The sequence below is a fragment of the Chromobacterium piscinae genome, from assembly GCF_021129175.1.
Lineage (GTDB): Bacteria > Pseudomonadota > Gammaproteobacteria > Burkholderiales > Chromobacteriaceae > Chromobacterium > Chromobacterium piscinae.
The window spans coordinates 1-9,641 of sequence record NZ_JAJOHV010000046.1; the positions used below are offsets into that span (position 1 = coordinate 1).

Consider the following 9,641-nt stretch of genomic DNA (forward strand, 5'->3'; position numbering starts at 1 on the left):
AGTGCTGGCCGCTGCGTCGTCATCACCGGAACCGTTTCGTTTCCGCTGTTTCGTTCGCTGCGTCAGCTGAGGAGACGAACTATACCTGCGCCCTCCCCCTCGGTCAACAGGTTTTTTGAGAAAACATGGAGGCTTTCTAAAAAATCATCACAACCAACTGATATCAAACAAATTAATACATTGGGGTTTTTCAGAAACTTCTCCCAACCCTACAGAAACTAGCTATACCGCCCAAGATTTCCGATTCGAAAAATGAAAAAAGCCCCGATATCCCGGGACTTTTCTCTTGAAATGCGCTTTTCCAAACTTATCTAGCACGCTCCGCCGTCTCAACTACGGTAGTCGGCATTGATCCGCACATACTCATAGGAGAAGTCGCAGGTCCACACTCTTGCGCTGGCTGCGCCGCGACCCAGCTCCACTCGCACTGTGATTTCGCTCTGGTTCATCACCGCCTGGCCCTGCTCTTCCTTATATAGGGAATTACGGCCGCCTTCGCAGGCGACCAGCACGTCATCCAGATATAGGGAGAGACGTTCGACATCCAGATCGGCGACGCCGGCATAGCCGATGGCGGCCAGCAAGCGGCCCAGGTTCGGATCGGACGCGAAAAAGGCGGTCTTCACCAGCGGTGAACGGGCGATCGCGTAAGCCACGTCTTTGCATTCGGCCACCGAGCGGCCACCGTTCACTTCCACGGTGATGAATTTGGTGGCGCCTTCGCCGTCGCGGACGATGGCCTGGGCCAGTTCGATGGCGACATCCAGCAGCGCCTGCTTCAACTGTTGATAGGCCGGCTGCTCGGCCGAGTCGATCAACAGCGCGCCGCTCTGCCCGGTGGAAATCAGGATGAAGCTGTCGTTGGTGGAGGTATCGCCGTCCACGGTGATGCTATTGAACGACTGGTCGGCCACTTCGCGCACCAGCTGGTTCAGCATCGGACGGGTGACGGCCGCGTCGGTGGCGACAAAGCCCAGCATGGTGGCCATATTGGGATGGATCATGCCCGAACCCTTGGCGATGCCGGTGATGGTCACCGGCTTACCGCCGATGTCCAGCTTGCGGCTGGCGGCCTTGGCCAGGGTGTCGGTGGTCATGATGGCCTCCGCGGCCTCGGCCCAGTCGGCTTGGCGCAGCGTCGGCAACGCAGAGATGATCTTGTCGGCCGGCAGCGGCTCCAGAATCACGCCGGTGGAGAAAGGCAGCACCTGTTCGGTTTGCAGCTGGTTCCGCTCCGCCACCGCCCGGCAAACGGACAATGCGCGCTCGCGTCCGTCGAAGCCGGTGCCGGCGTTGGCGTTGCCGGTGTTGACCACCAGCGCGCGGATCTGCACCCCGGCGGCCAAGTGCTCCTGGCACAGCCGCACCGGCGCCGCGCAGAAACGGTTGCGGGTGAACACGCCGGCGACGGTATTGCCCTTGTCCAACTTCACTACCAGCACATCCTTGCGGCCCGGGGTCTTGATGCCGGCTTCGGCCACCAGCAGTTCGACGCCGGCGACCGGCGGCAACAGGCCGGCTTGCGCGGGATTCAGATTCACAGCCATGAAATTCTCCAGCATTTACATATATGCGACGGATTGTATAAGAATTTCGCCATTCATGGCTGGGCAAATCATTTTGCCTATTCCTGCGCCTCTCGCAGGCAGCTCAGCAGCGCCTCGCCGTAACGGGCTAGCTTCAGCTCGCCCAGGCCGTAAATGCGCTGCAGGCCGGCCGGGCTGTCCGGGCGTTTTTCCACCAGATCGCGCAGCGTGCGGTCGGAGAACACCGCGTAGGCCGGCACATTGTGCTCGTCGGCCACCTGGCGGCGCCAGCGCCGCAGCGCCTGCCACAGCCGCTCTTCGCGCTCGGTGCGCAACCAGCGGTCTGCGCCGCCGCTGCCGCGCGATTTCTTCTCGTCGGCCAGCGGACGCAGATAGATGCTCTGCTCGCCCTTCAGCAGCGGCCGGCAGGCGTCGGTCAGCACCAGCGACTGGCCGCGGGCGATGTCCACCTGCACCAGTTGGCGCGCCACCAGTTGGCGGACGATGGAGCGCCACCAGCGCTGGTTCATGTCCCTGCCGATGCCGTAAGTGCTGAGCTGGTCGTGGCGATGATGGCCGATGCTGGGGTTCTGCCGTCCCAGCAGCACGTCGATCACATGGCCTGTCGGGAAGCGCTGCCCCACTCTATAGATGCAGGACAGCAGCTTGCGCACCGGTTCGGTGGCGTCGTAGGTGATGGGAGGATGCAGGCAGTTGTCGCAATGGCCGCATGGTTTGCTCGCCTCGCCGAAGTGCGCCAGGATGTGCTGGCGGCGGCAGCCGGCGGTTTCGCAGAAGGCCAGCATCGCGTCCAGCTTGCTCAATTCCACTTGTTTCTGCAGCTCGGCCATCTCGCCGCCTTCTATCATCTGCCGCAGCTGCACCACGTCGTTGAGTCCGTAGCACAGCCAGCTGGCCGACGGCAGGCCGTCGCGGCCGGCGCGGCCGGATTCCTGATAGAAGTTTTCCGGACTCTTGGGCATGTCGATGTGGGCGACGAAGCGCACGTCCGGCTTGTCTATGCCCATGCCGAAGGCGACAGTGGCCACCATCACGATGCCATCCTCGCGCAAGAACAGCCGCTGGTTGGCCTCGCGCTCCGCATGGCTCATGCCGGCATGATAGGCCAGCGCCTCGATGCCGTTCTCCCGCAGCCACTGCGCGGTGTCCTCCACCCTCTTGCGCGACAAGCAGTAAACGATGCCGGTGGCGCCCTGGTGCTCCTGGCGGATGAAATCCAGCAGCTGCTTCTTGGCGTTGTGCTTTTCCACCACCTGGTAGAACAGATTGGGCCGGTCGAAGCTGGACAGGAACACCCTGGCCTCGGACAACTTCAGATAATGGATGATGTCGAGCCGGGTCTGCTCGTCGGCGGTGGCGGTCAGCGCGATGCGCGGCACATGGGGGAATTGCTCGGCCAGCATGCCCAGCTGCTGATACTCGGGCCGGAAATCGTGGCCCCAATGGCTGACGCAATGCGCCTCATCGATCGCGAACAAGGCGATCTTCAGGCTGGCGATGAACTCCTGAAAACGCGGCGTCAACAGCCGCTCCGGCGCCACATAGAGCAAGTCCAGCGTGCCGGCGCGCGCCTGGCGCGAGATATCGCGCGCCTCGTCCTGCGAAGTGGCTGAATTGAGGCAGGCCGCTGCGACGCCCAGTTCCTGCAAGGTGGCCACCTGGTCTTGCATCAGCGCGATCAGCGGCGACACCACGATGGCGACGCCATCGCGCAGCAGCGCCGGAATCTGGTAGCACAGGCTCTTGCCGCCGCCGGTGGGCATCAGCACCAGCGCGTGGCCGCCATGGGCCACTTGCTCGACGATCTCCTGCTGCTGCCCGCGGAATTCCGGGTAGCCGAAAATATGATTGAGGATGGAGACGGCGTCGTGCATGAGCGGGACGGGATGGCGCGGGAGAAAACGCCATTGTACGGCAAGGAGTCCCCCGGGACGAGCCGGGCAAAAAAATGGCCGCCAAGTGATGGCGGCCTCAAGTTGGATGGAGACAATGTGAAACGAAGAGGAAAAATGCTCTCGCACTACGAAAGACCGGCCTTGCCGCGGTAAAGTTCCGGACTTTCTGCAAAAATCTGCCACGGCGCCGCAAACGGTTTTCCCGCGCTCCCGGCTATGCGACACTGGCGCCATCTTCTGGAGACATTCATGCGCACCCTGCTGACCACCCTGGCCGCCGCGATTCTGCTGGCCGGCTGCGCCGCCGCGCCGCAACGGACCACGCCGACCCAAGCTATCAAGCCTTCCGCCCCCGCGCCGGCCCAGGCCAGCGCCGACTGGCAGAACCTGGGCGTCTCGCCCAACGGCAATATCCTGAACGAGCTGGATCTGCTGTCGATCAAGCGCCAGGGCGCGGTGACGACCTTTCGCGACCGCAAGACCATCTTCAATCTGAAGAAGGAAAATTTCCTGACCACCCCGCGGCACAAGACCTCACTCAACACCTGGCAAATCGATTGCGCGCAGCACACCTTCCGCTTGCTGGACATGACCTTGTTCGACGAAAACGGCCGCCAGATCGCCAGCTTCTCCTATAATGACGGTCAGATAAAATCCATGCCGGTGGTGCAGAACTCCGCCAGTTATCAACAAATGCTGCTGGTTTGCAAAGGACAGCCCGGTTTCTGAAAACCACCGGACGCCTAAGCCCACAGCGCCCCGTCCTCTCCCCTGCCGCACCGCCCAACTACAGGAGTCTCCATGACCATCCGACGCGTGGTATTCAATCAGAAAGGCGGGGTGGGCAAATCCACCATCGCCGTCAATCTGGCGGCGGTGGCGGCCAGCCGCGGCCGGCGCGTGCTGTTGATCGACCTGGACCCGCAAGGCAACGCCAGCCATTACCTGCTCGGCGCGGACGGCGGCGAAGCCGGCCCCAGCCTGGCCGACCTGTTCCAGCAGATGCTGAACATCTCGCTGTTCGCCAAGGAGCCGCACGAATTCGTCCGCGGCTCCGGCATCGACGGCCTGTCGCTATTGGCCTCGCATCCCGAGCTGTCCGAGCTGATGGCCAAGCTGGAATCACGCTACAAGATGTTCAAGCTGAAAGAGGCGCTGGACCAGCTTGCGCCGCAATACGACGAGATCTGGATAGACACCCCGCCGGCGCTGAATTTCTATACCCGCTCGGCGCTGATCGCGGCCGACCGCTGCCTGATCCCCTTCGATTGCGATGCGTTCTCGCGCCACGCCCTCTATAACCTGAAAGAAAGCGCCGACGAGATTCGCGCCGACCACAATCCCGATCTGTTCATCGAGGGCATCGTGGTCAACCAGTTCCAGCCGCGCGCCAGCCTGCCGGTGCGGCTGGTGGACGAGTTGAAGGCGGAGGGCCTGCCCGTGCTGGCCTCCCCGCTGTCCGCGTCGGTCAAAATCCGCGAATCGCACCAGGCCGCGCGGCCCATGATCTATCTGGATCCGCGCCACAAGTTATCCCGTGAATTCGAGGCGCTGTACCAAGAGTTGAGCGATCGCTGACGAGGGACCCCATGCCGAGGTTGAACCGCCTCACCTCGCTGCTGTTGTGCGGCCTGCTGGGCTTAGGTCTGCTGCTGGGCGAATACTGGCTGCTGCTGGAGCATGACCGGGAGGAGCGCCAGCAGCAACTGCAGCACTGGGGCTCGCTGGGCACCGGCATCGTGGTCCTGCAGATACAAAACGCGCTCGAGCATTCCCGCATGCTAGCGCAACAGCTGGCCGGCACCGACGCCCCCCACAGCCTGACCGACCTGGCGCGCCGCGTCGTACGCGACGACAGCGTGTTCGCCGGCATCGGCACAATAGAGCTGGTGGAGCAAAACCGCCGCGCCGCTTTTGAAAACCGTATCGCCACCAGCATTCGCTTCCTGCAAAACCAGCATCTGCAGGCCAGTCCGGTCCAATTGCAATACTACCCGGTGGCCAGCTACCTCCCTGACGACGCCAACGCGCTGCCCCAGGGCCTGGACCTCAGCCACCGGGGCAACTCCAAATGGGTGCTGGACTTGGCCCGCCGAAGCGACCAGCCCATGTTGCTATCCGGCCAGCCGCTGGATACCGGGATGCCGCGCCTTGACGTCGTCACCCGCCTGGACAACGACCATACGCTGCTGCTGCTGCACCTGCGCCAGGACAAGCTGATACAACCGATAAACAACGAGCTGATCAGCGGCAACCCTCTGCACCATGTCAGGCTGCTGGCCTGGGGCAAAAACCAGCCGGACACGCCTTTGCTGGACTCCGCGCCGGGCCGCCCGCTGCCGACTGATTCGCCGATATTCTCCCGCCTCAGCCCGGTAGGCGGCACCGATCTGCAGCTGGGCGCCTACGCGCTGCAGCCCGTTCGCCCCCAGCTCAGCCTGGTCGCCTGGATCATCCTCGCGGCATCCGCGCTGGTGCTGGCCCTGTTCCTGCTGGCGCAACAACGGCAACTGCGCGGCAGCTTGCTGCTGGAAAGGCTCGCGGCGAGCCTGCGCCTACAGCTGCAGGAGCTCGACCGCACGCTGCGCGAACAGATCAGCGACCGCGAGCAATCACAGCAGGCCCTAGCGCAAAGCGAAGCACGCCAGCGCGCGATATTGCAGGCCAGTTCGGACGCCATCATCCTGATCCACCGCGACGGCCACATCATCCAGGTCAATCCGGCCGCCGCCAAACTGGTGGAGCAGAGCGCCCAGTCGCTGGAAAACTTGCCCGTCGGCGTGCTATTCCCGGAACTGTACACGCCAGAACCCAGCCCCCCGTTCGAACAGACCGCCCAGCGCCACGAAGGCCGGCCGTTCGAGGCTAACCTGCTGCGCAGCGACGCCCAACGTCTGCCGGTGGAGCTGTCCTTGAGCCGGGTGGTGATGCCGGACGACTGGTTCTACGTCACCGTGTGCCGCGACATCTCTCGCCGCAAGGAGCAGGAAGAGGCGCTGATCCGGCTGAAAAACAGCCTGGCCGAGCAAGTCGAGGTGCAGAGCCGGCAGCTGGCGGCCCTTCTGGACGCCAGCCCGCTGGCGATGGCCTATATCGTCGATCGCCACCTGCGCCAGGTGAACCACGCCTTCCTCGAGCTGTTCCAGCAACAGGGCATGGACGTGATAGGTCAGCCCACCATGCCTTATTTCGAAAATCCAGAGCAATGGGAGCGCACCGGCAAGGCGCTGTACAGCCTGCTCAACGATGGCAAGGTGGTGCAAACCGAAGTGAGGCTGCGCACCGGCAAGGGCCAGCTGTTCTGGTGCCGGCTGCACGGCCGCGCGGTCAACCCCTCGGTGCCCAAGCTGGGCACCATCTGGGTGTACCAGGACATTTCCGCCCAGCGCGCAGTCGAGGAAACGCTGCGCCACGCCAAGATCCTGGCCGAGGAAACCAGCCGCGCCAAGACCGAGTTCCTGGCCAATATGTCGCATGAGCTGCGCACTCCGCTGCACGCCATCCTAGGCTTCACAGAGATGGGCCAGCTGCGCGCACAGGGGCAGGGCGACGCCAAGGCGGAGCAGTACTTCGCCCGCATCAATACCAGCGGCAGCCGGCTGCTGACTCTGCTCAACGATCTGCTGGACATGGCTAAGATGGAAGTGGGACGGATGGAATACTCGATCGGCCGCGGCAATCTGACGCAATGCCTGCGCGAAGCGTGCGACGAAATGACGCCGATGGCCGGCCGCAACCAGATCCAGCTGAAGCTGAGCTGCGAGCCGGAGATGCTGGCGGCTGACATCGACCCCTTCCGCCTGGGGCAGGTAATACGGAACCTGCTGTCCAACGCGATCAAGTTCAGCCCGGCCGGCTCGGAAATCCAGGTGCGGGCATGCCTAACCGAGCGCGACGGATCAGACTGGGTCATGACCAGCGTCGAAGACCGCGGTCCCGGCATCCCGGAGAAGGAGCTGGAAACCATCTTCGACAAATTCATCCAGAGCAGCACCACCAAGACCGGCGCCGGCGGCACCGGTCTGGGCCTGGCCATCAGCCGCGAGATCATGCATGCCCATCACGGCTGGATCACCGCCGGCAACCTGCCCCAGGGCGGCGCCATCTTCACTTTCGCGATTCCCTGCCATTTTCAGCTAAAGGAGGACGACTCCGATGTCTCATAAACTCCTGCTCGTCGACGACGAGCCCTTCAACCTGGAGCTGATGACGGAGCTGCTTCAGGGCGCCGGCTATGAAACCCGGCAGGCGGAAAACGGGGAAATCGCCTGGGACATCCTGTCCAGCGAAGGCGAACAGTACTCCACCGTGCTGCTGGACAAGATGATGCCGGGCATGAGCGGCTTCGACGTTCTGAAGAAGATCAAGGCGGAGCCCCGGCTGGAATTCCTGCCGGTGATCATGCAGACCGCGATGGGCGCCGCCTCCAGCGTGCAGGAGGGCCTGGCCGCGGGCGCCTTCTACTACCTGACCAAGCCATTTTCCCGCGACATGCTGCTGGCCATCGTCGGCGCCGCGGTCGGCCACTGGGACCGCTATGCCCATTTCCGGGAGCTGGCCAATCTCCATGTCGACGCGCTCAAGCATCTGAACGCCGCTACCTTCCGCTGCCGCAGCCACCGCGAGGCCCAGGCGATCACCGCGCTGCTGGCCAAAACCTGCCCGCAGCCGGAACGGGTGGCCACCGGCCTGTTCGAGCTGCTGGTCAACGCCATCGAGCATGGCAACCTGGAAATCAGCTACGAACAAAAAAGCCAGCTGATCGCCGCCGGCACCTGGGAGCAGGAGCTGGAAAACCGGCTGTCCGCGCCGACCTACCGCGACCGGGAGATCACGGTGGCGTTCACGCAGCAGGGCAAGCAGCTGCAATTCGTCATCGAAGACATGGGGCCGGGCTTCGACTGGGAGTACTACCAGAACGCCGAGCCGTCGTCGCTGATGAACAGCCACGGCCGCGGCATCCTGATCGCGCGCAAGCTATCATTCGACGATCTTCGCTACCAGGACAAGGGCAATCGCGTGGTGGCCCTGGTCAATCAGGGGGACTGACCGCCTCTTCGCCGCAGGGACCGGCCTCGCGCCAGTAGCGAGGCGCTTCGCGGCGCAAGCAGCGCCAGGCCAGCCCGTCCCCCATCTCCAGTGTCAGCGCGCCATCCAGATCGGTGCGCAAGACAGCTGCCCCCGCGCGCTGGAAGCGCTCCAATACCAGCGGGTGCGGATGGCGGTAGCGGTTCAAATGTCCGGCGCTGACCACCGCCAGCCTGGGACTCGCCGCCGCCAGCCAGGCCTCGCTGCTGGCGGTGCGGCTGCCGTGATGGCCGGCGATCAGCACGCTGCTGGCCAGACGCAGGCCAGGCTGGGCCGCCAGCGCCTCCTCCATCCGCGCCGGTGCGTCGCCGCTCAGCAACAACGCTTGCCGCCGCGTAGCCACCCTTAAGACGCAACTGCGGGCATTATCCTCGTCGGCCCGCCATCCCGGCGGCGGACCCAGCATGTCGAAACGGACGCCGTCCCATTCCCAGCCCTGCCCCTGCGCGCATCCCGCCGCCCCCGGCGCCGATTCCGGCTGTCCCGCCAACACCCGCCCCACCGGCAGCGCGGCCCTCACGCCCGCCGCCGCGCCGTCGTGGTCGCTGTCGTGATGCGACAGCAACAACGCGTCCAGCCGATCAACGCCCAGGCCGCGCAGCTGCGGCAGCACCACGCGTCCGGCCTCGCCCGCGCCGGTATCGAACAGCAGCGCATGGCCGGCCGTCTGCACCAGCACCGACAAGCCCTGCCCCACATCCAGCACCGTGGCGCGGGCGACGCCCCATTCCGGCCCCGGCGGCCGGTAGACCAGCAAGGGCAGCAGCAGCAATCCGCCCAGCCCCTTGCCGGGCACGCCGCGCGGCGCGATAAGCCACACGCTGCCGATGCCTGCCAGCGCCAGCAACGCCCATGGCGCGCCGGCCACGTGCCAGGCCGGCCCATGCGCCAAGACGCCGACCATCCAGTAGAATCCGCGCGCCAGCCAGCCCGCCAGCGGCAACAAGCCATCCCAGGGCAGGGCGACGGCCAGCAGCGACAGGGGAGTCAACAAGACGGAGACATAAGGGATGGCCAAGGCATTGGCCAGCGGCGACAGCAGCGGGAAACCGCCGAACAGCGCCGCCAGCGGCGCCAGGCTGGCGATGCCGGCCGCCCACTGCCCCGACGC

At 64.5% G+C, this 9,641-nt stretch carries 8 protein-coding genes; 5 read left to right on the forward strand and 3 right to left on the reverse strand.

Annotated elements, in window-relative coordinates; translation table 11 throughout:
* The coding region (locus LQR33_RS12970; RefSeq protein ID WP_231469248.1) for a hypothetical protein at positions 1–222 on the forward strand (222 nt) is incomplete at its 5' end.
* A gap of 107 nt (positions 223–329) precedes the next feature.
* Here the strand turns inward: LQR33_RS12970 and argJ are convergent.
* Both argJ and recQ read right to left on the reverse strand, forming a co-directional pair.
* Positions 330–1,547, reverse strand: coding sequence for a bifunctional glutamate N-acetyltransferase/amino-acid acetyltransferase ArgJ (gene argJ / locus LQR33_RS12975; protein ID WP_166440970.1), 1,218 nt, complete (start codon positions 1,545–1,547; stop codon positions 330–332).
* Positions 1,548–1,624: 77 nt separating this feature from the next.
* Positions 1,625–3,421, reverse strand: coding sequence for a DNA helicase RecQ (gene recQ / locus LQR33_RS12980; protein ID WP_166440969.1), 1,797 nt, complete (start codon positions 3,419–3,421; stop codon positions 1,625–1,627).
* A gap of 270 nt (positions 3,422–3,691) precedes the next feature.
* Between recQ and LQR33_RS12985 the strand changes: the two genes are divergently transcribed.
* From LQR33_RS12985 to LQR33_RS13000, 4 genes are all read left to right on the forward strand, one after another.
* Entirely contained in the window at positions 3,692–4,171 is a 480-nt protein-coding gene (locus LQR33_RS12985) for a surface-adhesin E family protein (RefSeq protein ID WP_231177466.1), read from the forward strand.
* 72 nt (positions 4,172–4,243) lie between these two features.
* Positions 4,244–5,020, forward strand: coding sequence for a ParA family protein (locus tag LQR33_RS12990; RefSeq protein WP_221667497.1), 777 nt, complete (start codon positions 4,244–4,246; stop codon positions 5,018–5,020).
* A gap of 11 nt (positions 5,021–5,031) precedes the next feature.
* The gene (locus tag LQR33_RS12995) at positions 5,032–7,608 is read left to right on the forward strand and encodes a sensor histidine kinase (RefSeq protein ID WP_231177468.1); all 2,577 of its coding nucleotides are present in this window, start codon (positions 5,032–5,034) and stop codon (positions 7,606–7,608) included.
* Positions 7,598–8,491, forward strand: a complete 894-nt coding sequence (locus tag LQR33_RS13000) for an ATP-binding response regulator (protein WP_231469250.1) — start codon at positions 7,598–7,600, stop codon at positions 8,489–8,491. Before LQR33_RS12995 ends, LQR33_RS13000 begins: the two co-directional genes overlap by 11 nt.
* Here the strand turns inward: LQR33_RS13000 and LQR33_RS13005 are convergent.
* Positions 8,475–9,641, reverse strand: a 1,167-nt coding sequence (locus tag LQR33_RS13005) for a ComEC/Rec2 family competence protein (protein WP_231469252.1), incomplete at its 5' end; no start/stop codon positions are given. The two genes, LQR33_RS13000 and LQR33_RS13005, sit on opposite strands and share 17 nt — an antisense overlap.

Coding starts and splice junctions, on each gene's coding strand:
- argJ (WP_166440970.1), bottom strand. CDS start 1,547: ATGGCTGTGAATCTGAATCCCGCGCAAGCCGGCCTGTTGCCGCCGGTC.
- recQ (WP_166440969.1), bottom strand. CDS start 3,421: ATGCACGACGCCGTCTCCATCCTCAATCATATTTTCGGCTACCCGGAA.
- LQR33_RS12985 (WP_231177466.1), top strand. CDS start 3,692: ATGCGCACCCTGCTGACCACCCTGGCCGCCGCGATTCTGCTGGCCGGC.
- LQR33_RS12990 (WP_221667497.1), top strand. CDS start 4,244: ATGACCATCCGACGCGTGGTATTCAATCAGAAAGGCGGGGTGGGCAAA.
- LQR33_RS12995 (WP_231177468.1), top strand. CDS start 5,032: ATGCCGAGGTTGAACCGCCTCACCTCGCTGCTGTTGTGCGGCCTGCTG.
- LQR33_RS13000 (WP_231469250.1), top strand. CDS start 7,598: ATGTCTCATAAACTCCTGCTCGTCGACGACGAGCCCTTCAACCTGGAG.